At 60.4% G+C, this 23,679-nt stretch carries 21 protein-coding genes; 4 read left to right on the top strand and 17 right to left on the bottom strand.

Going from position 1 to position 23,679, the window contains the following annotated elements:
- Nucleotides 1–56: 56 nt before the first annotated feature.
- Together rlmD and cysM are read right to left on the bottom strand one after the other, a co-directional pair.
- Nucleotides 57–1,553, bottom strand: coding sequence for a 23S rRNA (uracil(1939)-C(5))-methyltransferase RlmD (gene rlmD, locus R5M92_RS06340; RefSeq protein WP_346798699.1), 1,497 nt, complete (start codon nucleotides 1,551–1,553; stop codon nucleotides 57–59).
- Nucleotides 1,554–2,450, bottom strand: coding sequence for a cysteine synthase CysM (gene cysM, locus R5M92_RS06345; RefSeq protein ID WP_346798701.1), 897 nt, complete (start codon nucleotides 2,448–2,450; stop codon nucleotides 1,554–1,556).
- A gap of 100 nt (nucleotides 2,451–2,550) precedes the next feature.
- On the opposite strand from cysM, the gene R5M92_RS06350 reads away from it, so the two are divergent.
- Complete coding sequence (locus tag R5M92_RS06350; protein WP_346798703.1) at nucleotides 2,551–5,247, top strand: ATP-binding protein; 2,697 nt, start codon at nucleotides 2,551–2,553, stop codon at nucleotides 5,245–5,247.
- Nucleotides 5,248–5,286: 39 nt separating this feature from the next.
- Here the strand turns inward: R5M92_RS06350 and acpS are convergent, their stop codons facing one another.
- From acpS to rpoE, 12 genes are all read right to left on the bottom strand, one after another.
- The gene (gene acpS / locus R5M92_RS06355; protein ID WP_346798704.1) at nucleotides 5,287–5,664 is read right to left on the bottom strand and encodes a holo-ACP synthase; all 378 of its coding nucleotides are present in this window, start codon (nucleotides 5,662–5,664) and stop codon (nucleotides 5,287–5,289) included.
- A 12-nt stretch (nucleotides 5,665–5,676) separates the two neighbouring features.
- A complete protein-coding gene (gene pdxJ / locus R5M92_RS06360; protein ID WP_346798706.1) occupies nucleotides 5,677–6,495 on the bottom strand; it encodes a pyridoxine 5'-phosphate synthase in 819 nt (272 codons plus the stop codon).
- A 70-nt stretch (nucleotides 6,496–6,565) separates the two neighbouring features.
- Nucleotides 6,566–7,267, bottom strand: coding sequence for a DNA repair protein RecO (gene recO, locus R5M92_RS06365; protein ID WP_346798708.1), 702 nt, complete (start codon nucleotides 7,265–7,267; stop codon nucleotides 6,566–6,568).
- Nucleotides 7,268–7,275: 8 nt separating this feature from the next.
- A complete protein-coding gene (gene era, locus R5M92_RS06370) occupies nucleotides 7,276–8,175 on the bottom strand; it encodes a GTPase Era (protein ID WP_346798711.1) in 900 nt (299 codons plus the stop codon).
- Nucleotides 8,172–8,864 carry a ribonuclease III gene (rnc, locus tag R5M92_RS06375; protein WP_346798713.1) on the bottom strand — a complete coding sequence of 231 codons (693 nt, stop codon included), beginning with the start codon at nucleotides 8,862–8,864 and terminating at the stop codon, nucleotides 8,172–8,174. Before rnc ends, era begins: the two co-directional genes overlap by 4 nt.
- A gap of 54 nt (nucleotides 8,865–8,918) precedes the next feature.
- The gene (lepB, locus tag R5M92_RS06380) at nucleotides 8,919–9,722 is read right to left on the bottom strand and encodes a signal peptidase I (RefSeq protein WP_346798714.1); all 804 of its coding nucleotides are present in this window, start codon (nucleotides 9,720–9,722) and stop codon (nucleotides 8,919–8,921) included.
- A gap of 15 nt (nucleotides 9,723–9,737) precedes the next feature.
- Nucleotides 9,738–11,555 carry a translation elongation factor 4 gene (gene lepA, locus R5M92_RS06385; protein ID WP_346798716.1) on the bottom strand — a complete coding sequence of 606 codons (1,818 nt, stop codon included), beginning with the start codon at nucleotides 11,553–11,555 and terminating at the stop codon, nucleotides 9,738–9,740.
- A gap of 233 nt (nucleotides 11,556–11,788) precedes the next feature.
- Nucleotides 11,789–13,210: a DegQ family serine endoprotease gene (locus R5M92_RS06390; RefSeq protein WP_346798718.1), complete on the bottom strand. Its 1,422-nt coding sequence runs from the start codon at nucleotides 13,208–13,210 to the stop codon at nucleotides 11,789–11,791.
- Nucleotides 13,211–13,323: 113 nt separating this feature from the next.
- Nucleotides 13,324–13,785, bottom strand: a complete 462-nt coding sequence (locus R5M92_RS06395; RefSeq protein ID WP_346798720.1) for a SoxR reducing system RseC family protein — start codon at nucleotides 13,783–13,785, stop codon at nucleotides 13,324–13,326.
- The gene (locus tag R5M92_RS06400) at nucleotides 13,778–14,800 is read right to left on the bottom strand and encodes a MucB/RseB C-terminal domain-containing protein (protein WP_346798721.1); all 1,023 of its coding nucleotides are present in this window, start codon (nucleotides 14,798–14,800) and stop codon (nucleotides 13,778–13,780) included. Before R5M92_RS06400 ends, R5M92_RS06395 begins: the two co-directional genes overlap by 8 nt.
- Nucleotides 14,801–14,897: 97 nt before the next feature.
- Nucleotides 14,898–15,644: a sigma-E factor negative regulatory protein gene (locus tag R5M92_RS06405; protein ID WP_346798723.1), complete on the bottom strand. Its 747-nt coding sequence runs from the start codon at nucleotides 15,642–15,644 to the stop codon at nucleotides 14,898–14,900.
- A gap of 175 nt (nucleotides 15,645–15,819) precedes the next feature.
- Nucleotides 15,820–16,419: an RNA polymerase sigma factor RpoE gene (rpoE, locus tag R5M92_RS06410; RefSeq protein WP_346798724.1), complete on the bottom strand. Its 600-nt coding sequence runs from the start codon at nucleotides 16,417–16,419 to the stop codon at nucleotides 15,820–15,822.
- A gap of 358 nt (nucleotides 16,420–16,777) precedes the next feature.
- On the opposite strand from rpoE, the gene R5M92_RS06415 reads away from it, so the two are divergent.
- Entirely contained in the window at nucleotides 16,778–17,854 is a 1,077-nt protein-coding gene (locus R5M92_RS06415) for a 3-deoxy-7-phosphoheptulonate synthase (RefSeq protein ID WP_346798726.1), read from the top strand.
- 69 nt (nucleotides 17,855–17,923) lie between these two features.
- On the opposite strand, the gene dinG is transcribed toward R5M92_RS06415, so the two are convergent.
- Nucleotides 17,924–20,050, bottom strand: coding sequence for an ATP-dependent DNA helicase DinG (gene dinG, locus R5M92_RS06420; RefSeq protein WP_346798728.1), 2,127 nt, complete (start codon nucleotides 20,048–20,050; stop codon nucleotides 17,924–17,926).
- Between the two features lie 5 nt (nucleotides 20,051–20,055).
- On the bottom strand, nucleotides 20,056–21,330 hold the full coding sequence (rhlB, locus tag R5M92_RS06425; RefSeq protein WP_346798730.1) for an ATP-dependent RNA helicase RhlB: 1,275 nt from the start codon (nucleotides 21,328–21,330) through the stop codon (nucleotides 20,056–20,058).
- 142 nt (nucleotides 21,331–21,472) lie between these two features.
- On the opposite strand from rhlB, the gene R5M92_RS06430 reads away from it, so the two are divergent.
- Nucleotides 21,473–21,724, top strand: a complete 252-nt coding sequence (locus R5M92_RS06430; protein WP_346798732.1) for a hypothetical protein — start codon at nucleotides 21,473–21,475, stop codon at nucleotides 21,722–21,724.
- On the top strand, nucleotides 21,724–22,548 hold the full coding sequence (xthA, locus tag R5M92_RS06435) for an exodeoxyribonuclease III (protein ID WP_346798734.1): 825 nt from the start codon (nucleotides 21,724–21,726) through the stop codon (nucleotides 22,546–22,548). The genes R5M92_RS06430 and xthA overlap by 1 nt, the downstream gene beginning before the upstream one ends.
- An 18-nt stretch (nucleotides 22,549–22,566) precedes the next feature.
- Here xthA and R5M92_RS06440 read toward each other — a convergent pair whose 3' ends face one another.
- Nucleotides 22,567–23,673, bottom strand: coding sequence for a hypothetical protein (locus tag R5M92_RS06440; protein ID WP_346798736.1), 1,107 nt, complete (start codon nucleotides 23,671–23,673; stop codon nucleotides 22,567–22,569).
- Nucleotides 23,674–23,679: the final 6 nt, after the last annotated feature.

The following is a 23,679-nucleotide window of genomic DNA, read 5'->3' on the forward strand; positions in this document are numbered from 1 at the left end:
TCCTCCGGAACCGCGAGGCCGCGCGACCCCGCCTCTCCCGGTTGCCGTTCACTTGGTCATCCCGAGTGTTCGAACAGCACCAGCGTTTCCATATGAGCGGTGTGGACGAACATGTCCGCCACGGCCATTCTGGCGATGCGGTAGCCTGCATGCACAAGTTGTGCCGCATCCCGCGCCAGGGTCGCTGGATCGCATGAAACGTAGACTACCCGAGGCGGCGGCCTACGCGACAAGGCTCGACAGACACTTTCCGCCCCGCTGCGCGGCGGGTCCACCACGACGCTGTTCCAGGCCCTGTTCCAGCTACTGTTCCAACTACCGTTCCAGGCTCCATGACTCCCCCCATCCCGCTCTACCACCGGACGGGCACCCGGTGCCGAATTCGCTTCGCCACTGTGACACAGTAGCGCTTCCACCGCCTGGAGCTGGCTGAGATCTACCTGTTCGGCACTGACATCAAGCCGATTGGCACTGGCATTGGCCTGCAGGCGCTCTACCATGGCGGCACTGCCCTCCACCGCGTGAACGTGGGCGCCCTGCGCGGCCAAGGGCAAGCTGAAATTGCCGATACCAGCGAACAGATCCAACACACACTGACCCGGTTCCCCCGCCAGCCATTCGCTCACCGTGGCCACCATCTGTCGATTGACCTCGGCATTGACCTGGAGAAAATCTCCCGGCTGGAAGGACAACGCCACCTCGCCCAGCCTGTCGACCAGATGCGGTGGCGCACCATGCCAGTGCAACTCAGGCGTTTCACGACCCAGCCAGGTACCCAGAACGACACCGTGTTCTGCAGCGAAACGCTCCCAGCAAGCCTTGTCATGGAGATGCTCGCGCAATTGCCGCACCACGACCATGCTGGTCTCGGCGGTGGCGATGAGTTCGATATGGCCGATATAGCGCGGCGCTTGCAGCCGTTCAAGATGTTCTCGTAGCGGAGCCAGCAGCGCCTGAAGTGGCGGCACCAGCACCGGGCAGCCTTTTATATCCACCAGGCGATGACTATGGCGGGCGCGGAACCCCAGCAGTACGCGACCGTCGCCATCCACCTTCACGCCCAACCGGGCGCGGCGTCGATAAGCATCACTCTCTCCGGCCAGCAGCTCGATGGGCACGTCCACGGTAATACCTTGGCGGGCGAATAGCTCCTTGATCACTTGTCGCTTGTGATCACGCTGGGCGGTCACGGCAAGGTGCTGAAGATCGCACCCGCCGCAATGACCGAAATGTTCACAAATCGGCGTTGTGCGCTGCGTCGATGCGTGGGTCACGGACTTGAGATGAGCCTCGTCATAGCGCTTGCGGTTACGGTGAACCGCAATGACACCCTGCTCTCCCGGCAGCGCATGATCGACGAATACGGTCTTGCCCGAGGCCAGATGCGCCACACCGCGACCATCGTGGGCCAGGCGCTCGATGGTGACGCTATCGGCGCCGACGGCTTCATCAAGCACTGACGGCTTGGACGCTGGCACAGCGGGAGCGGAGCGCGCCAAGCCCGAGTGGCCCGAATGCTGCCGCGGCGGGCGGCGCTTGCCGAGCATGGCCATTTATACCTCCGGGGCAAAAAGGCCGGTGGACAGGTAGCGGTCGCCGCGATCGCAGACGACGAACACGATAGTGGCATTTTCCGTCTGCTCGGCGATGCGCAAGGCTCCCGCCAGGCTTCCACCCGAGGAGACGCCCGCCAGAATGCCTTCTTCGCGTGCCAGGCGGCGCATATGCTCTTCGGCTTCCCGCTGACCGATATCCAGCGTGACATCGACCCGAGGAGCTTCGAAAATCGCCGGCAGGTACTCCTTTGGCCAACGCCGAATTCCGGCGATGCTGGCGCCGTCCGCTGGCTGCAAGCCGACGATCTGGATGGCGGAGTTGCGTTCCTTGAGATAACGCGATACGCCCATGATGGTGCCGGTAGTGCCCATGGAACTAACGAAATGCGTCACCTTACCCTGGGTTTGCTCCCAGATTTCGGGGCCGGTGGTTCGATAATGCGCCAATGGATTATCGGGGTTCGCGAACTGGTCCAACGGCTTGCCTTCACCACGCGCGATCATGGCGTTCGCCACATCCCGCGCCTCTTCCATGCCGCCCTCCTTGCTCACCGAGATCAGCTTGGCACCGTAAGCGGCCATGGCTTGCTTACGCTCGCTGGATGCATTCTCGGGCATGACAAGCACCATCTTGTAGCCTTTAATTGCCGCCGCCATGGCCAGGGCGATGCCGGTATTCCCCGAAGTGGCTTCGATCAGGGTGTCACCGGGGGCAATCTCGCCGCGCGCCTGGGCTTCGGCCAGCATGGAAAGCGCGGGGCGATCCTTCACCGAGCCGGCCGGGTTGTTGCCCTCCAGTTTCGCCAGCAAGGTATTGTTGCGTCCGGCGCCGATTCGCTTCAGTTGCACCAGCGGCGTGTTGCCAACGATATCCTCGAGAGTGGGAAATTCCATGTCTCATTCCTTATAGTGGCGGTTGTGCTGCATTATATCGGTGCTGTCGCAGAGTGGACAGGCACCCCATCCGCCACGTTCGAATTTTCAGGCCCATTTAATGTCACTTTCCAATCGTCTTCTTTTCGCCTTGCTGGGCATCCCGTTGCTGGTTTATGTCCTCATGGCCACGACGTTGGCCGTCAACGACCAGGACATGTCACGCACGGCTCTGGAGCAGCGCTTGATCAATGCCGGCCAACTACTCGCTCCCGCACTCGGCGACGCCTTGCAGGAGGCCGACGCCCAACGCCTGGAGGCGCTGGCCCGGCAACTGCTCGAACGCGAGGATTTACGCTCCGTCACGATCTACGATGCCCAGGGCAATCGACTGTTGGCCCTGGGCCACCCGACCCAGGCGCCCCCCGCGTCAACGACGCCCCGCTTCACCCAGCTCGACACCCAGGACGTCATCTGGCGCTTAAAAACGCCGCTCATGCCCTCGACGATGCAGCTTTCCGCGGTGGCCGATACCTCCTCGTTCACGCTGCCGGGATGGCTCGAAGCGGAGGCGGACACCCGGTCACTCACCCTGGGACACTACCGCCTGCTGGCCGGTCTCGGTCTCGGCGGGCTGTTGCTGGGGCTGGTACTTTTTCTCGTCGCCTTCGGCATCAGCCGTTACGCCACCCGCCCCCTGGAACAGGCGCGCGAGGTGCTGGTGCGCCTCGACAAGGGCGACTATCGTCCGCGCATGGCACCGTACCGCCCCCGTGAGCACCGTGCGCTGGCCAGCGCCATCAATGCCCTGGCCGAGCATCTGCATCATGCCAAGCAGGACATGCAGACACAGATAGAGCAGACCACCAGCGAACTCCAGGAGTCGATGGAAACCATCGAGGAGCAGAATATCAAGCTGGACCTGGCCCACCGCTCGGCGGTCAAGGCCAATGCGGTGAAGTCGGAATTTTTGGCCAACATGAGCCACGAAATCCGCACTCCCCTCAACGGAATCATCGGATTCTGTCGCTTGCTCGGCCGCTCCTCGCTGGATACGCGGCAGAAAGAGTGGCTGCATCACGTGCATCGAGCCTGCGACAACCTGCTGATGCTGGTCAACGATGTGCTGGATTTTTCCAAACTCGAGGCCGAGCGACTCACCCTGGAGCAGGTGGATCTGGATCTCGTCTCGCTGGTCGATGAGGTGCTGGGATTGCAGGCTCCCGAAGCCCAGCGCAAGCATCTCCATCTGGTCGGGTTGGTATACGACGATGTGCCCGCTTCATTGAAAGGCGACCCGCTGCGTATCCACCAGGTACTCAACAATCTGGTCAGCAATGCCATCAAGTTCACCCAACAGGGTGAGGTCATCATCCGGGTGATGCTGGAAGCGCGGGATGGGCAGCGCGTTCTGTTGAAGGTAAGTGTCAGCGACAGCGGCATCGGCCTGAGTGAAACGCACCAGAAGCAACTCTTCGAAGCATTTTCCCAGGCCACTCCCGGCCACCCCCGGCAATTCGGCGGCAGCGGACTCGGCCTGACCATCAGCCGCCAGTTGATCCAGCGAATGGGCGGGGAAATCAGTGTCGAAAGTCAGCCGGATAAAGGCGCGACGTTCTCTTTCACACTGCCGTTGCAAGCCGGAAACGCCACCGAGCCCCTGCCTGAACTCTCCCTGCATGGCGAACGTGTCTGCCTGCTCGAAGCCCACATGCCCACGCGTCATCTTTTCCATCACCTGCTGACACGCTGGGGAGCGAAGGTGACCACCCTTGCCGAAATGGACAGTTCCCGCTTGTTGATCATCGGCGTGGAGACACAAGCCGACGGGGCTGCAGACGCGAAGCGCTGGCAGCAGGCAATCGATTCCGCCCCGTGCCCGGTATTGCTGCTGGTGAATGCCTCGCCCTTCGAGCTGCCCACGTATCGCCTACCCCATGGCGGTGAAATCCTCTGCAAGCCCTTGTCACGCATGCAGTTGGCCAATGCCGTGCAGAATCAACTGACCGCGCCAACGGCGCCCGTCGATGGTGAGTGTGCGAACCGGCAAAGCGAAACGCTGCAATTACTCGTGGTGGACGACAACACGCCCAACCGGCTGCTTTTGAAGGCCTTGCTGGAAAGTGAAAGTGTACAGATCACTCTCGCCGAGAGCGGTGAACAGGCGTTGTCGCTGGCCCAGCACACCTTGTACGACATGGTATTGATGGATATCCGCATGCCGGGCATGGACGGCCTGGAAACCACACGGGCGCTGCGCCGGCTGGGCAATGGCTGGGCGACTTGCCCCATCGTGGCGGTGACCGCCCATGTGGTCGGAAGCGAACGTCAGCAGTGGCTGGCGTCAGGGTTGGATGAGGTATTGCTGAAGCCTATCGATGAGAAACAGTTGGAATTACTGCTCAAGCGCTTTCTGGGCGTCTCACCCCGCGAATCCAACCAGTACGGCAACCAGCCCAGCCGGGAAAGCGCATCCTCGTTCACTTCGCTAGCGGTAATCGATCTGGAAATGGGCAGGCGCCTGGCTGGCGGCAGCGAGAATCTCGCCCGTGAGCAGTTGCGACGCCTGATCGATAGCCTGGAAGCGAGTGGCACCGCTATTCGGGCCGCCTATGAAGCTAGCGACAGCACCGCGCTACTGGACGAAGTGCATGCGCTGAATGGCGCCAGCCGCTACTGCGGCGTCCCCGAACTGGCACTACTGGCGGAGACACTCGAAACGCGCTTGCGAGCCGGGGGAATCGAAAGTGCCGGCACGCTGCTCGATGACCTGTATGACGCCATTGAGCGTTTACGTGCCGAGCGGCACAATCTGTAGCGTATCGTTGTCTCAACTAGACGGAGATTCGGATAGAGACTAACGCTCAAGGATGACGAAAGCGATCGCATACGCCTTTTCATCGCTGAGCGAAACATGACAGCGGCTCACGCCGACGGAAGCGTAGAACTGCCGTGCGGCCCCGGACAGGTGCAGTTCCGGCTTGCCCTGGGCATCATTGAGTATCTCTATCTCGCCCCAGCGCATGCCGTGTCGCAGCCCGGTGCCCAAGGCCTTGAGAAAGGCCTCCTTGGCGGCAAAGCGCTTGGCCAGGTAGGCGACGGGCTGGGCATGTGCTGAGTAGCGTGCTTGCTCGCGGGGGCCGAGCACACGCCGCATGAATCGCAGGCCATGGCGAGCCAGGGCCCGCTCGAAGCGTTCGATACGGGCTATGTCAGTACCGATTCCGACGATCATGGCCGACCCGCCTCAATGCAGGTGACGATGCTGACAGTCGGGCCCATGTTCGTGTTCATGGTCATGCTCTTCCAGGGCCGCTACCAATCCCGCTTCCTGACCCGAGATGATGAGACGCTTCATTTCCGCCACCGCTTCCTTGAAACCGACGAATAGCGCCCGGGCCACGATGGCATGGCCGATATTGAGTTCATTGACGCCGGGTATCGCAGCGATCGCTTCCACATTGTGATAGTTCAAGCCGTGTCCGGCATTGACCACCAGCCCATGCTCCAGCGCCAGCAAGGCAGCGCGGGTGAGGCGCTGATGCTCCTGCTGCGCGGCCTGGCTGCCTACGGGCGCCTCGGCATACGCGCCGGTATGCAGTTCGATGGTGGGGACCTGAAGCTTGACCGCCGCTTCGATCTGCTCGGGTTCGGGGTCGATGAACAGCGACACGTTGCAGCCGGCCGCCGCCAACCGGGAACAGGCGCCAACCAAGGCATCAAAACCACCCACGACATCCAGTCCACCCTCGGTGGTCAATTCCTCGCGTTTCTCCGGTACCAGGCACACATGGGCCGGGCGTATCTCTTCCGCCAGGGCCAGCATCTCTTCGCTGACCGCCATTTCCAGGTTCATGCGCGTATTCAGCACCTCGGCAAGCAGGCGCACATCGCGCGGCTGGATATGACGCCGATCTTCGCGCAAATGCACCGTGATACCGTCGGCACCAGCCTCTTCGGCGACCAGCGCTGCCTGAAGCGGGTCCGGGTAGCGGGTACCGCGGGCCTGGCGCAGCGTTGCGACGTGGTCGATATTGACGCCCAGTAGAATACGGGGGGGATGCATAAAGCCTCCAGCAGCAGAAAAAGACGAGATCAGGTTCGTGGCTTCACACAGTAGGGTCACGTCGCATGGTTCACGTGGCGTGGCGATGCCGGCGTTGGACCAGTGCAGTCATCAATTCGCGGGACCGCAAGGGTCGCGCCCCCAACAGCGGCGTCAGTGCCGCCCGCAATACCACCTTGAGGGGGCCGGCCAAGCCCGGCGCCCGCCAGTCGCCATTGTCGATCAAGCGCAAGGTGCGCCCTTCGATACCGCGGGGCGCCTCGACGAACCCGCGGCTCGCCGGCTCGAATCGATAGCGGCGCTGGGGATCGAGGGCTTCTCCTTGCGGGGTACAGAAACGCGGCGACGCATCGAGCGCTTCCAGCAAGGCGAATTCATAGTTGCGTAGCGCCGGAGCGCGCCCCACCGGGGTGGGCAAGGCGTCAAGCAGGGCGCCATAGAAAGCGAATACATCCGCTACACGCAGGGCGTTGGGCAACAAGCGGGTAGCCAGCTCATTGGCATACAACCCACAGAGTAACGCTTCACCCACCAATAGCGCCGTGCTGCCGTGAGACTCCATGACGACCAGCCGCTTGAGCTCGCCCTTGCCTTGCCAGGTGACATGCAACGGCGTGAATGGCTGCAACCGACTGCGTGCCCGCGAGCCCGGGCGTTGAACGCCGCGAGCCACCGCGCTGATACGCCCTTCATTCAGTGTCAGCAGATCCACCAGCGCACTGGTTTCACGATACGCCCGGCGATGCAGTAAAAACGCGGGTTCCGGCTGCATCGCTGACATCAATCAAGATTGTAGCCGAGACTCTTCAAGGCACGCTCGTCATCGGACCAGCCACGTTTCACCTTGACCCATAGGTTGAGCATCACTTTGGTATCCAGGGCTCGCTCCATGTCCAGGCGTGCTTCGCGGCCGATACTCTTGATACGATCGCCGCCATCTCCGATGAGGATCACCTTCTGTCCCTGACGCTCCACCAGAATCAGGGCGCTGATGTGGGTAACTCGCTCGGTCTCGCGGAACTCCTCGATCTCCACCGTCATCTGGTACGGCAACTCATCGCCCAACTGGCGCATGACCTTTTCCCGCACCAGCTCGGCGGCAAGAAAGCGCAGGCTCTTGTCGGTGATCTGGTCCTCGGGAAAGAAATGCGGACTCTCGGGGAGATGCTTGGCCACCTCCGCTTCCAGCGCATCCACCTGGGTGCCGTGCTTGGCCGAGATGGGGATGATCGCGGCGAAATCGCGCCGTGCGCCGACCTCGGCGAGCCAGGGCAGCAGGTCGCCCTTTTCATTCAAACGGTCAACCTTGTTGACCGCCAGAATCACCGGCGCCTTGACGTGCTCGAGCCGCTTGAGCACCGCCTGGTCCTCATCCGACCAGCGCGTGCGGTCAATGATGAACACCACGCAATTGACGTCACGCAGGGCCTGGGTAGCCGCCTGGTTCATGAACCGATTGATCGCCTTGTTGCGATCCTTGGACATGATGTGCATGCCGGGAGTATCGACATAGACGAACTGGGTGTCGTCCAGGGTCTTGATTCCCATCACCTGATGCCGTGTCGTCTGGGGACGACGCGAGGTGATGGATACCTTCTGCCCCAGGATGCGGTTCATCAAGGTGGATTTGCCCACATTGGGCCGTCCGACGATAGCAACGAAACCACAGGTCTGGGTCATGACGCTTTCCCCTTGCTGCTTTCCAGGCGGGTTAGAGCTTCTTCAGCAGCTTGTTGTTCGGCATGGCGGCGACTCGGCCCCTTGCCTGTCGTGTGTTCGTCCAGCAGGTCGATATGGCATTCCACCGTAAACAGTTGCGCATGCGCCTCACCCTTTACCAGCACTACTTCGTAGCGGGGCAAGGCGACCTGACGCGATTGCAGAAATTCCTGCAGGCGCGTCTTGGGATCTTTCTGAGTATCCTGCAACGAGATTCCGGCCAGGCGCTCCGCGTACCACGCCAGGACTCGGTCGCGTACCACCTCCATCCCGGCATCGAGATAGATCGCGCCGATCACCGCTTCCACCGCATCCGCCAAGATCGATTCGCGGCGGTGCCCGCCGCTTTTCATTTCCCCCGAGCCCAGGCGCAGGCATTCGCCGAATGTCATTTCCCTGGCCAGTTCCGCCAGGGTCTGGCCTTTTACCAGGCGCGCGCGCAAGCGCGACAGTTGTCCTTCTCGCGCCTGGGGGAAGCGCTCGAAAAGCGCTTCGGCAATGACGAAATTGACGATCGAATCGCCCAGGAACTCCAGACGCTCATTGTTGCGACCACCATAGCTACGGTGGGTCACGGCCAGCTCCAGCAGCGTCTCGTCCTGGAAAGTATGGCCGATTCGTCGGCAAAAAGCGGGTAAAGGATTACTCACGGTGCTCCTGGGTCATTCTCGACTTTAAAGGTTGTAATGGGGCGTGTACCGGCATCAATGAATCCCTCGTACACTCGTGAAGCTGGGCAAACCACCATCCCAATGCATCCACACGGCAAAGGCACGACCGACGATATTCTCCTGGGGCACGAACCCCCAGTAGCGACTATCGTTGGAGTGATCGCGATTATCGCCCATGGTGAAATAATAGCCCTCTGGAACTTCGATTTCGCGCATTTGCGGACCGGGATCCCGAGGGTTGTTGTAGATGAAGTGAGTCGCTTCGCTCAATTGTTCTTCAAACAACAGCTCGCGAGGATTTTCCTGCGGCCCCTCTTCGATCAACTGCTTCGGCACGGCTTCGTCGTTGACATAAAGCTGCTTGCCTTCGTAGCGAATACGATCACCAGGCAGGCCGATGACCCGCTTGATGAAATTCACCGATGGCTCTTCGGGAAAACGAAACACCATGACGTCGCCACGTTCGGGGTCGTCGACTTCCAGTATCCGGGTATGGACCACCGGCAAGCGCAATCCGTAGGCATACTTGTTGACGAGGATGAAATCCCCTACATCAAGCGTCGGGCGCATCGACCCCGAGGGAATCTGAAAGGGCTCGATGATAAAGCTGCGTACCACCAGTACTACCAGCAATACCGGAAAGAACGACCGCGCATAATCGACCGGCCACGGCTCCTTGAGCAACTTCTCGCGCGTTTTGGCATCTAGCCCTTCCATGGTGGAAGCTTCCGCGCTCGCGATACGCTGGTGCCGCTTGGGACGCCACCAGACGACATCCAACAGATAGATAACGCCGGAGACGGCAACCGCCAGCACCAGCAGAAGCGAAAAATCCATGATGAGCGAAAATCCCTAGTCGTTGACCTTGAGCACGGCAAGGAAGGCGTCCTGGGGGATTTCCACTCGGCCGACCTGTTTCATGCGTTTTTTACCTGCCTTCTGTTTTTCCAGCAGTTTCTTCTTGCGCGAGACATCGCCACCATAACACTTGGCGGTCACGTTCTTGCGCAGTGCTTTCACCGTCGACCGGGCAACAACCTGACCACCGATAGCGGCCTGAATCGCCACATCGAACATCTGGCGGGGGATCAATTCCTTCATTTTCTCGACCAGTAACCGGCCACGACCGTGGGCATGATCACGGTGGATGATCACCGCCAGTGCATCGACCTTGTCGCCGTTGATCAAGACATCCAGGCGGACCAGTTTGGCCGCTTCGAATCGCTCGAAATTGTACTCCAGGGAAGCATAGCCACGGGATATGGACTTGAGACGGTCGAAGAAGTCCATTACCACCTCTGACATGGGCAGCTCGTAGCTGAGCTGAATCTGGTTACCCAGGAACTGCATGTCCAGCTGCGTACCACGACGTTGCTCGCACTCCATGATCACATTGCCGACATACTCTTGCGGCACCAGGATGCTGGCCCGCACGATGGGCTCGCGCATCTCGTCCACATCGGCCATGTCCGGCAGCTTCGAGGGGTTGGAGACATAACTGATATCGCCATTCTTCATGGCCAGCTCGTACACCACGGTGGGTGCCGTAGTCAGCAGGTCGAGATCGTATTCCCGCTCCAGCCGCTCCTGGATGATCTCCATGTGCAGCGTGCCGAGAAACCCCACCCGGAAGCCGAAGCCCAGGGCATCCGAATTCTCCGGCTCGTACTCCAGCGAGGCATCGTTGAGCGCAAGCTTTTCCAGCGCGTCGCGGAAGTCCTCGTAATCATCGGCACTGACCGGGAACATGCCGGCGTAGACCTGAGGCTTGACCTTCTGGAAACCGGGCAGCCGCGGCACATCCGGCGTCTTGGTGTGAGTGATGGTATCCCCCACCGGAGCCCCCTGGATCTCCTTGATACCGGCAACGATGAAACCCACCTCCCCGGCACGCAGAATATCGGTCTGCTTGCGCAGCGGCGTGAAGATACCCACCTCGGTGGCTCCCCAATCCCGCCCGGTGGACTTGATACGGATCTTGTCGCCCTTGCGCAGCGTACCGTCGAACAGCCGCACCAACGACACCACGCCCAGGTAGTTATCGAACCAGGAGTCGATGATCAGGGCCTGCAGCGGAGCGTCAGGGTCGCCCTTGGGTGGTGGAATATCACGCACCAGCCGTTCCAGCAGGGCGTCGATGCCGATGCCGCTCTTGGCCGAGACCTGACACGCATCGGTGGCATCCAGACCGATGATCTCCTCCACTTCCTGAGCGACCCTGTCCGGGTCGGCCTGAGGCAGATCGATCTTGTTGAGCACCGGCAGAACTTCAAGCCCCTGCTCGACAGCGGTATAACAATTGGCCACCGATTGCGCCTCGACTCCCTGAGCGGCATCCACCACCAGCAGAGCGCCCTCGCAAGCGTACAGCGAGCGCGAGACCTCGTAGGAGAAATCCACATGCCCCGGGGTGTCGATAAAGTTCAGCTGGTAGGTCTGGCCATCCTGTGCCGTATAGTCCAGGGTCACCGACTGGGCCTTGATGGTAATCCCACGTTCGCGCTCGATATCCATGGAATCAAGCACCTGCTCTTTGAGCTCTCGCTCTGTCAGCCCACCGCACGTCTGAATCAGGCGATCCGACAGGGTCGATTTCCCGTGGTCGATATGAGCGATGATGGAGAAGTTGCGGATATGCTTGAGCTTGCCGTTGGACACGTCGTGGGACATCGAATCTGTTCTACCTTTTGGTTCGAGCCGGCCTGCAACATGGCCGGATCGGAAACGGTGTGGTGGGTGAATGGATGAAGAAATGGTGCGCCTTCACCTTCACCAAAAAGAGAATGGCCGCCATTGTAGCGAGATGCGAGGGCTAGGAACAGCAATCCGGCGGCACAAGGCCGCCGGATGGAACTACTCAAGTGTGTGATTTTCTATCGATCAGCACACCGGATGGCATCAGCCTAGTCGCTGCCCAGACGCAACGCGACGAACAGGGAGCGCCCATCCCGATACAAACGTACCGGCACGGCCCGGTCGCCAGGTAGCTCTTCAGCCACTTCTCGCAACTCTTGCGCCGAAGAAACCGAGCGATTATCGAGACTGACCAAAATATCACCGGAACGAATACCTGCCTGAGCAGCCGCACTCTGCGACTCCACCTGGCGCACCAGGACACCGCCGGAAATATCCAGACGCTCCCGCATGGCCTCATCCAGTTCATCCACCACGATACCTAGCCGGGCCTGATTGTCGGCCTCATTCTCGGCAACTCGCGTCTCGCTATCCGGCCAGTGCCCCAGCTCGACCTCTTCGGTCATTTGCTCTCCGTCACGCAGCAGCGTCAGCGTGACTTCGCTTCCGGGGCTGGTACGACCGATCAGGCGCGGCAGCGTACTGGAGCGCTCGACCTCCTCGCCGTTCACTTCCAGAATGATATCTCCTGCCTGCAGCCCGCCGTTTGCCGCCGGCCCTTCGGGGTCAAGATCGGCTATCAAGGCACCGCTGGCCTGCTCCATGCCGAAGGATTCCGCCAGATCGCGCGATACCGGCTGGATCATGACGCCCAGCCAACCGCGGTCGACCCGGCCACCTTCGCGAAGCTGCTCGGCTACGTCCATGGCCACATTGATGGGAATGGCGAACGAAACCCCCATGAAGCCGCCGCTGCGGGTAAAGATTTGCGAATTGATCCCGACCACTTCACCGGCCAGGTTGAACAAGGGCCCACCGGAATTGCCCGGATTGATCGCCACGTCCGTCTGAATGAACGGGACATAGGCGTCGCGCGGCAAGGTGCGGTTGATGGCGCTGACGATTCCCGCCGTCACGGAATGATCGAAACCGAAGGGGGAGCCGATCGCCGCTACCCACTCCCCGACTTTCAACACATCGGAATCACCCAGGCTCAAGGTCGGCAAGTCCTCGGCATCGATCTTGAGTACCGCCACATCGGTTTGCACGTCACTCCCCACCACCGTGGCCTCGAGTTCGCGACGGTCATTCAGGCGCACCAGTATCTCGTCCGCTTCCGCCACCACATGGGCATTGGTCATGATATAGCCATCTTCACTGATGACGAATCCCGACCCCAGCGACTGGCGCTCCTGACCACGCCCTGGAGCACCACTTCCCGGCGGAGTGGGAAAACGATCGCCGAAGAAGTGACGGAATATTTCAGGGACTTCCTGATCGAAACCATGCAAGGATGGCCCGCTGGGGCTCTGCACTACCCGACTGGTGGAGATGTTGACTACCCCGGGCGCTGCCTCTTCGACCAGTTGCGTGAAATCCGGCAGGTCTTGCTGCGCCTGGGCATGGCTACTCAACAGCAGTAGCGCCGCCAGACAAAGCCACAGGGTGGAGGGAAGAATCAAACGCTTCATGCAAGGCTCCTACTACGCTAGTGATACTCGAACCAGAGTGCTCGAACCAAAGGATAGTGCCACCTGCTGACACCGGAGAACCAATTACAGCTCGGCTGTCTGTTACGGAAAGTTTAACAGACCAACCGTGGCCGAAAGCGTTCCATTTTTCTGGATAGAAAATAGCGCAGGCCGCAAGCTGCGCAGGCCAAGGCGAAGAAGAACGCCACCGGCGGAGCCCATGCAGGCAATTGTAGCGCCTGCACAAGACCGGCCGACACCAGCGCCAGTAGCAGTGGTACGCCGTAGGTGAATAATGCTAACCAAGTAACAATTCTCGCCGGAATCGCCACGCTGACGGTATCGCCGATTTGCGGTGAAGGTGACGAGCCCAGCGCGACGGAGATACGCCTTTTTTCCTGCCTGGCCAACAACCCCAGGCCACAGCCACGGCCTTGCGCACATCGGCTGCAACCTTGTCGCGGTGACACTTCCACCAAAGCATGGTGCTCATCGCAGGCCAATACGACACCGGTTTCCAGCACTACACAGCCATAAGACGATTGGCATAAGCTGGTGTCGGATGTATCAGCCATCTTGTGAACCGTCGTCGAAGGTGGGATCAGAAGTGAATTCAACCGAATGCGCGATGCGTTCCAGCACGCTGGGGGGAACCTCCCCTAGCACCACGACCTGCCAGTCGCGCTGCTGATGTCGGAATGAAAGGATGGTGGCGCTGGTGACACCCAATCGGTGCACCCCTGAAGGCAGCCGGGACTCGACACCCGTGTCCGGCTCGACGAAGATGCTGACCGAGGCGAGCCCGTCGCTGAAGACCTGGTGTCGGCGTGCGGTACCTCGACTTGAGTGGGTCAAGACGGGTTGGGCGATGAATCCAGGCGGCAACCAGGCCGCTTCCCAGTCTCGCTTGGGTGCCATGCGCGTCTGATCGAATTCGACATACCCTGAATACCGTTCCGGCGCCTGGAGCTGGGTAAGCAGAAATGTTTCCAGTATGCCCTTCCCAGCATCCAGCACCACCTGCTTCAGAACCAGCCCGCTAGCGCGGTCGAGCCACCAGTGATGCTGGTAGCGTTGATCATCGCGAGGCAGGATTTCCAGACGCAAGGCCGGGCGCCCGGCAACGCGCTCCTCCTCACCCAACCGAAACTCGTAATAGTTGGCCAGGTGCTCGGCAATTGCGCCGGGAGAAGCCGCGACGTCATCATCAAGGCCCTGGGCCCAGCGAACACGCCCGACACGTGCCTGGCGCTCGAAACTGACCGGAGGTCCGTCCAGAAATTGCACCACTTGCTGCTGAACCCCATCATTGACGCGATGTGACAATGCGAGGGTTCTCGCCCCACCGTCACCTACCGTGACGGCGCGCGCCTGGAAAATATAACACTGGCTTGCCCAAAGGCTTCGTTCCAGCCAGCGCTGTGCCGAGGCAGGATTATTCCACTCTTCCAGGCGGGCGCAATCGAACCGGCTGTCGGTTGAGGCCGCACGCTCTTCCTCGGCATGAACCACATTCGTCACGGCTAACCCGACCAGGCAGGCCATCGCCAAGGTACGAAATCGGGACTGCCCATATTGGCCTAAAGACATGGCTCGCCTCGAGACATCACTTTCCTAGAGCACTCTTTACAACCGTTTTGTTCACCTTGAGCGCCACGATCAGTGTGGCGTTCATCGTCCAGATCGCTCAGCGCTGACCCAAGGGCTCGCTACCACTGGATGCACGCAGAAGCGGCAACCAACCTTCGCCACTACCGTAGGCAGCACCTTCTGCATGGCGATCAAGATAGGATTGCAACAGACGAACTTGTTCGCCATCCAACTGGAGTGCGCCCTGGTTCGGCGTGGTCGGGTTCGCCATGGAACTGCCGACATTCATCAGCTGGCTCTGGCTGGCGCGGTTGTTCATGCGAAAAGGTGTCTGTTCGAAGACGGGCATCTCGGCGGAGACGCTTGCTGTCTGGGCACCGGAGGTGGCATTTGAGGCCACGCTCGGCATGCTTGCGGTAGAACTGCCCAGATTTACCGGCTGAACCTGACGCTGTTCGGGCGAACTCGCCATATCGCTGCTGCCCGCTCCCTCACCGGAAAAACCACTGTAGAACTGGACACCGGTGATCACCATCAGCGAGACGGCAGCCGCCACTCCGGCGCCACGGGCGAAGGAAATGCCATGACGAGCCGGTACTGCGTCGTCGCGCTCCACACCCGGCGCCGGCTCATCCTGCAGTCGCGCCATGATGCCCGCCGAAAGATCGGTCGTGAGGTCGACGTCATGGTCGCGCTGCATGACACTACGAGCCAAGTGATATCTTCGCCATGTATCCGCCGCATCGGCGTCCCCCGGCAGGGACTTGAGAATCCGACGCAATTCAAGTTCATCGCTCTCACTATCCATCAATGCGGAAAGCGACTCTCGTGCGTTATGACTCATATTTCACACCCTCACTGACAAGGTCATCACCCTGTACCGTCAACAACAACCCGTCTAGCGGGCCGGCTCAGGTTCTTATGACGTCATCATCGCCGGACAGTTCAGCGACAATAACAAAACAGTTGGTTTATGTGGCGCAGCTCAACTTCGCTGCCTTCCCGCTCACGATTCGCGGCTATGGTTCGCGACTATTGCGCGATGTCGTTACCAATGGCCGAATATGCTCATCCACCGCTTCACGGGCACGGAAGATGCGCGATCTCACCGTCCCCACAGGGCACTGCATGATCTGAGCAATATCCTCGTAGGCCAGCCCGTCGAACTCACGCAGCGTTATGGCGGTACGCAAGTCTTCAGGCAGGTTCTCGATCGCCTCGAATACCGCAACCTCGAGTTGGTCGCGGGAGATTGCCGCTTCGGGCGATTCTGGATCGGCCAGGCGTCCGCTGTGATCGAGTATTTCCGCATCGACGATATCCAGATCGCTGCCCGGCGGCCTGCGCCCCTTCGACACCAGGTGATTCTTGGCCGTGTTGATAGCAATACGGTACATCCAGGTATAAAACGCACTCTCTGCACGAAATTTGCCCAATGCGCGGTACGCCTTGATAAAGGCCTCTTGAGCGACATCCTGTACTTCGGCGTGATCGTGGACATAACGGCCTATCAGGCCAAGAATCTTGTGCTGGTATTTCTTCACTAATAAATCGAAAGCGCGTGTATCACCTTGCTGGGCTCGTTCCACTAGCTGCTGATCTGTCTCCCGTGTGCCCATTCAAACACTCCCCTTGGCCCGTTGCGTCACGCCAGACACTGTTCCTTTTCGCCACGGATGGTGGGCTTTCACGACATGCAGCATAGTGTCCCTTGAGCAATCGAAAATGATGACCAGAAATCGACGACAATATAATGATGCGAAGCCCGACTTGATGATGATTGAATGGCTTCGGCGAAATTTTACTGACAAGTGTTACGCGTTGGCGACAGAGCATCAAGCCTTTCGTCGATAGCGACAAACCCAGCGGCTGACCACACCTCTCATCCTATAGTTCCGCAACAATTGATTTTTACCGCCAACGCGAGCGATAGTAGGTGGCATTCCACGCCACTCGCGCAAGCTTACAGGTAGCAAGATGTCACAACAGCAGGTCAACAACCTCAACGTTCTCGCCCAGGACGTCCTGATCACTCCCGAGTCGCTCAAGGATGCCGTTCCGCTTACCGCCACCGCCGAGCGCTCGGTAATCGAAGGCCGTCGCACCATCCAGAATATTCTCGAAGGCAAGGACCCGCGCTTGCTAGTAGTGGTCGGCCCTTGCTCGATCCATGATGTCGAGGCAGCGCTCGATTATGCCCGTCGCTTGAAGCAACTGGCCGAGGAGGTCAAGGAGAGCCTATATATCGTGATGCGTGTCTATTTCGAGAAACCACGCACCACGGTGGGTTGGAAAGGCCTGATCAACGACCCGCACCTCAACGACTCGTTCGAGATCGAGGAGGGCTTGCACATCGCCCGCAAACTGCTGGTCGATCTGGCCGAACTGGGCCTCCCGCTGGCGACTGAAGCGCTCGATCCGATCTCCCCCCAGTACATGCAGGATTGTATCAGCTGGTCGGCGGTCGGTGCCCGTACCACGGAATCCCAGACACACCGAGAAATGGCGTCAGGCCTTTCCTGCCCGGTCGGCTTCAAGAACGGCACCGACGGCAGCCTCGACGTGGCGATCAATGCCTTGCAATCCGTTGCTCACCCACACAATTTCCTCGGCATCAACCAGGCGGGCCAGGTTGCCATAATTCGCACTCGCGGCAACGCGTACGGCCACGTAGTTCTGCGCGGCGGCAACGGCAAGCCCAATTACGATAGTGTCAGTGTCGCGCTGGCCGAGCAGGAACTGAAGAAAGCCGGCCTCTCCCCCAACATCATGATCGACTGCTCCCATGCCAACTCCAACAAGGATGCGGCACTTCAGCCACTGGTGCTTGACAACGTCACCAACCAGATTCTGGAAGGCAATCATTCCATCATCGGCCTGATGGTGGAATCCAACATCGGCTGGGGCAACCAGAAGATGACCGAGGATCTCAGCCAACTGACCTACGGCGTCTCGATCACCGATGCCTGCATCGATTGGGATACCACCGTGACTGCGTTCAAGCGCATGAACGAGAAACTGGCTCCGGTACTGATCAAGCGTACCGCCGCCTGAACTAACCTCAACGGTCTGTCAATAGCGCCCTTTGGGGCGCTATTTTTGTTTTTGCTCCCCGTCCAGAACTCAGGCGATCTCGCGTCGAAACGGCGGCAAAGCTTCCAGCAGTGCCTGGCCGTAACGGCGTGTCAGGACACGCCGATCCAGCAAGGTGATGCGCCCGCTATCACTCTCCTTTCGAATCAGGCGGCCACAGGCCTGAACCAGCTTGATCGAGGCGTCGGGCACACTGATTCGCATGAACGGGTTGCCGCCCTGGCTTTCGATCCACTCCGCCAGGGTGGCGCCGACCGGATCATCCGGCACGGCGAACGGCAAGCGGGTTATCACCACATGAGTCAGATAACGGCCCGGCAAGTCGATTCCCTCGGCAAAACTCGCCAATCCGAAGATGACGCTGCCGGCATTGCGGTCCACTGCTGCCCGATGGCGCTCGATCAACTCACGCTTGGGTAGCGCATCCTGCGCCAGTACCCGCTCTCTGATTGTCGCAGGCAACGCCTTCTCCACGGCACGCAGCTGGGCGCGAGAGGAAAACAGCACCAGAACCGCCTCATTCTTATCGAGGGACGCAACGAACTTGACGATGGCGCGCTCATGCCCCTCGCGGTCGCTGGGGTCCATCGCTTCCGCCGGAATGCTGAGCAGCGCCTTGGAATAATCGAACGGGCTGGGCAGCGATTGGTAGCGATAGCGATTGGCCAGGCCCGCCCGCTCCTGAATACGCTCGAAACGCCCCAGTGCCGTGAGGGTGGCCGAGGTGACCACCGCTCCATGGCAGCGCCCCCACAAGTTCTTGGCCAGCGTGTGGGCGGCGGAAACGGGGCTTGCCGAGAACACCAGTTCCGCCTCGCCGGCCGGTCGTGTCAGATCCAGCCAGCGCGCCCGCGGCGGGGCGTCAACGGGGTCCGTTTCACTGAAGGCTTGCCATAGCGCATGCGCATCGAGGGCACGGCCATGAACCAGGGCGACCAGGGGCAACCAGCTTTCCGCCTGCTCCCGGTCCAGCCCTGTGGCTTTGTCGGGGTCAAGACTTTCGCGCAGGATATCGCTGATGGTTTCCAGATTGCGCGAAAGCTCGGCGAACATGACCAGTAATTGCCCCGCCTGCTCGCGCAATGCCTCGGGGATACGCCCGTTCTCGAAACGCTGCTGCCAGCGGGTCTCGCCTTCGTGAAGCCCATTCGGGCGCTCGGCAATTTCATGCCCTACCCGAAATACATCCCCCAACAAAGGCTCCAATCCATTGATCAGTTCCGGCAGCGTGGCCAGCAGGCGCGCCACGGTGGGCTGAACCGCTAATGCCTGGTTCAGGTCGGTGAGGCTTCCCTTGAGCATCTGCAACCAGCGCAAGCCCGCCGTTACCGCAAAGCGGTAGGCAAAGTGGGACAGCGCCTTGTCCGGCAGATGATGGCCTTCATCGAAGATATAGATACAGTCGGCGGGATCGGGAAGTATCGCCCCTCCGCCCAGCGCCAGGTCCGCCAGCACCAGGTCGTGGTTGGCCACGATCACATCGGCGCTCTCCATCTCGCGCCGGGCGCGAAAGAAGGCACAGGCGCCGAAATGGCCGCACCGCCGGCCGGTACACTGACGATGGTCCACGGTCAAACGGCGCCACTGATGATCCTCGATGGTCTGCGGCCAGGTATCGCGATCCCCTTCCCATTCACCGCTGCCATAGGCTTCCCCCAGTTGCGTGGCGAGCTCGCCGACATCGCCGCCCTTTTCCTGTAGCGACTGCTCGAATAGCGACAGAGTGGGATTGACCTCGGTCCCTTCCAGAGCCTGATCCAGACGCGCCACGCATACGTAACGTCCTCGCCCCTTGGCCAGGGCATAGCGAAAGGCGATGCCGCTATGCTTGGCTAGGGCGGGAAGATCCTGGTTCAGCACCTGCTCCTGAAGCGCTACGGTAGCGGTCGACACGACCAGGCGCTTGCCGCGAGCCTTGGCAATGGGCAAAGCCGCCAGCAGGTAGGCCAGTGTCTTGCCGGTACCCGTGCCGGCCTCCAGCACGCAGACATGGGTATCATTGACTCGCTTGCCGTCATCATCGCTTTGAATGTCGCCCAGGGTGCGAGCGATTTCGGCGATCATCAGTCGCTGGCTGTAACGGGGGGTGAGATCCAGCCCTTCCACCACGTTGCGGTAGGCGGTCTGGATCTCTTCCTTGAGGGTGCTATCCAGCATGGGGCTTAAAGCAATCCTTCCGGAGGATGCTCGCAGGGCAGCTTTTCGTTGATATAGCGCTCGATCTCCGGCAGCGAGAAGGCGTCTTCTTCGCCCACGAAACTGATGGAGACGCCCTTGGCACCGGCACGACCGGTACGCCCGATACGGTGGACATAGTCCTCAGGATCTTCGGGCAAGGTGTAGTTGATCACGTGGCTGACATCCTCGATATGGATGCCTCGGCCGGCAACATCGGTGGCCACCAGCACCTGGATCTCGCCTTCGCGGAAGCTCTCCAGGGTCTTGATACGCTGGTTCTGCGGCACATCACCGGACAGCATGGCGGCGTTAATACCCGCTTTCTTCAGCAGGTCGTCGAGCTTGCGCACCAGGTCGCGGCGGTTACCGAACACCATGACGCGCTCGAAGTTCTCCTGTTCAAGCAACCTGACCAGCAGGCGCTGCTTGTCGTCATCCGCCACCACGTAGACACGCTGCTCGATATTGGCCTGGTTTTCGACGGTGACCTCGATTTCGACGTGCGCCGGGTCCAGAGTCCATTGGCTTGCCAGCTCCAGAATGTCAGGGGTAAAAGTGGCGGAAAACAGGAAGGTCTGACGCTCTTCCTTCGTCGGCGTGTAGCGAATGATGCGCTTCACATCGGGGATGAATCCCATGGAAAGCATACGATCCGCCTCATCCAGTACCAGTACCTCGACTTCCGATAGGTCGATATCGCGCTTCTGGTGGAAGTCCAGCAGGCGTCCCGGCGTGGCCACGAGAATATCGACCTTCTTGGTCACGCTTTCGCGCTGCTTCTGGTAGTCCATGCCGCCGACGACACTGGCTACATTCAACTGAGTGAAACGCGCGAGGGCCTTGGCGTCTTTCTCGATCTGCAGGGCGAGTTCTCGCGTCGGAGCAATGATCAGGGCGCGGGGTGCGCCCGGCTTCTGTCCATCCGGCGCGTCTTCCTCGAGAAAGTAGGCCAACATGGAGATAAGAAACGCGGCCGTCTTGCCGGTGCCGGTCTGCGCCTTACCGACCACGTCGCCACCCAGCAGGGTCTGGCGTAACGCTTCGGCTTGAATCGGCGTGCAGTATTCAAAGCCCTGGGCGTGAATGGCACGCATCAGCGGCAGCGGCAGATTGAAGTCATGAAAGCGCCACTTGCCGGCCACGGCCGGTACCTGAAACTGGCGTAGATCCCAGTTGGACTGACGGCGGCGCGGCTTGCGACGGCGGCGCTTGGGTTTACGGTTCTGGGCCGGTGCTGTGGTCTGTTCCGACTCGCTCATAGGCTGTGTATCTATCCGTTGCAGTGGATGTTAGGCATCGAGAAGGCCATATTGTACCAGTCCTTTGCGCCAAGGGCGCGTCCTGCTGTCGAAGCTACCCTCAGGCCTGTTAGAATGGGGCCTTACTCGAGAGGAGCCCGCCATGACACGTAAAAAGAAGACCCGCTCGCTGGCGGATAAGGTGACGATTCGCACCGGAAGGCGCAAGGATTTCAAGAAATGGCGCCACGATAATCCCGACCAGGTCGCGCCTTCTCGGCGTTTCGTTGCCAAGAAACAGCAACAACGCAAGCTGCAGGCGGCACGCAAGCTCGAACGTCAGCAATCCGGCCCATCGATCTCGATTCATTCCCCTCGCGACACTTCGTCTTCCGAGCGTGGGGATAGCGAGTAATGAAGCTGGTATCGTTCAATATCAATGGGATTCGGGCGCGTCTGCACCAGTTGCAGGCGCTTATCGACACCCACCAGCCCGATGTCATCGGCCTGCAGGAGACCAAGGTTCAGGATAGCGAGTTTCCTCGCGAAGCCGTCGAGGCCATGGGCTACCAGGTGTTTTTCCATGGTCAGAAAGGCCATTACGGGGTCGCCCTGCTGTGTCGGACGCTTCCCGAACAGGTCTACTACGGTTTTCCCGATGACGGCGAGGAAGCTCAACGGCGCATGATCGGAATTCGCCTGGCCTGTACCGACGGTCAGCCCTTGACGGTATGGAACGGCTATTTCCCTCAGGGCGAAAGCATCCACCACCCCGTCAAGTTCCCGCACAAGCAACGCTTCTATGCACAGCTGTCGCAACTGCTGCACGAAAAACACTCTCCGGCAGAACGCCTGGCCGTCATGGGAGATTTCAATATCTCGCCTGAAGACCAGGACATTGGTATTGGCGAACCCAATCGTAAGCGCTGGCTAAGCGAAGGCAAGACCAGTTTCCAGCCGATCGAGCGCGAGTGGCTGAACGGCATCAAGCAGTGGGGATTGGGCGACAGCTACCGTCTCTGCCATCCCCACAACGACGACTGCTTCAGCTGGTTCGATTACCGCTCGAAAGGCTTCGCCCGCGAACCCAAACGTGGGCTGCGAATCGACTACATTCTGGTGACTTCCAGCCTCGGGGAGACGATTCAGGACGCCGGTGTCGATTACGAACTGCGCGCCATGCCCAGGCCTTCCGACCACGCACCCACCTGGAGCCGGTTCGATCTCGATATCCGTTGAAGCTGCCCCCGACGATATTTAGCGCCCTTCGCCAGGAGCTGAATGCAGGCTCGTTAACCATTGATCCTTCACCTCCGCCCCCAGCTCCCGGGCACGCTCCAGTGCCGACAAGGCCAACTCGGGGCGGTCCCACAAGTAGGCCAATTGTCCCAATTGCAGCCAATCAGCCGCTTCATCGCCATCATCGGCGAGGCGCTGCCACGCATCCAGGGCACGGTCCCGATCCTTCGCGGCCTGCCAGGCCTGGGCGAGCAGGCGACGATGGTCCCGCGTATCATCAAGTTCATTGCGCGCCAGGGCTCGTTCGAGAAATTCAGCCGCTCGCGCGGGAGTACCCGCCTGCAAATGAAGCTGTACCAGGGTGAGCAGATCCTCCGGCTCCGCCAGCGCCCCGAGACGCCAGCCTGCCTCCCATAACGCTGCAGCCAGGGCATTCTGCTCCAGACGTTGCGCCATGGCGGCGGCGCGGCGCCACTCGTCAGCGGACGCCTGCTCATCCAACGACTCGGTCAGGACCGATAGGGAACGATCGATCTGGCCGGCCCGCTGATACACCGTAACGGCGAGCGTGCGCTGCCGACGATCCGTCGATGGATCTGCCTCAAGCGCTCGAGACACCCATTCGGCGGCTTCATTCCATTTTTCCTGTCGCGCCTGAAGCCTGGCCATCTGCCACAACTCCTCGACTTCCTGCGGGTGGCGCTCGAGCCATTGACCCAGGCGTTCGATGGCAAGCTCGACCTGACCCGCCGAGAGTCGTAAACCGGCTTCCTGGTGCAACCAGCGATCTTGCTGTTGCGGTTCGAGCCCGGAGGTTTGGCGAGCCTGGTAAAGCAGATCGGCAGCAGTCTCGTGACGCTCGAGCCTGGCTTGAGCCCCCGCCGCCAATTGTAGATACAGCGCTCGCGCCCAGCGGTCGGCGGCGTTTCCCCCAGCGAGGCGCTCAGCCTGAGCCTGGCCGTGGCGGCTGACTTGCTCGTAGTCACCCTGCTCCAGCTGCTCTTGCAACGAACCAAGATCGGAGATGATATCCGCGGGCAGTGCGGGAGATGCAGCCATCACGGGCGTTATCCACCCTGTGAGTGGCAGCCACGCCGCCAGCAATCCTGCCAGTAGCCAACCCATGATCCC

The sequence above is a fragment of the Halomonas sp. Bachu 37 genome, from assembly GCF_039691755.1.
Taxonomy (GTDB): Bacteria; Pseudomonadota; Gammaproteobacteria; order Pseudomonadales; family Halomonadaceae; genus Vreelandella; species Vreelandella kashgarensis.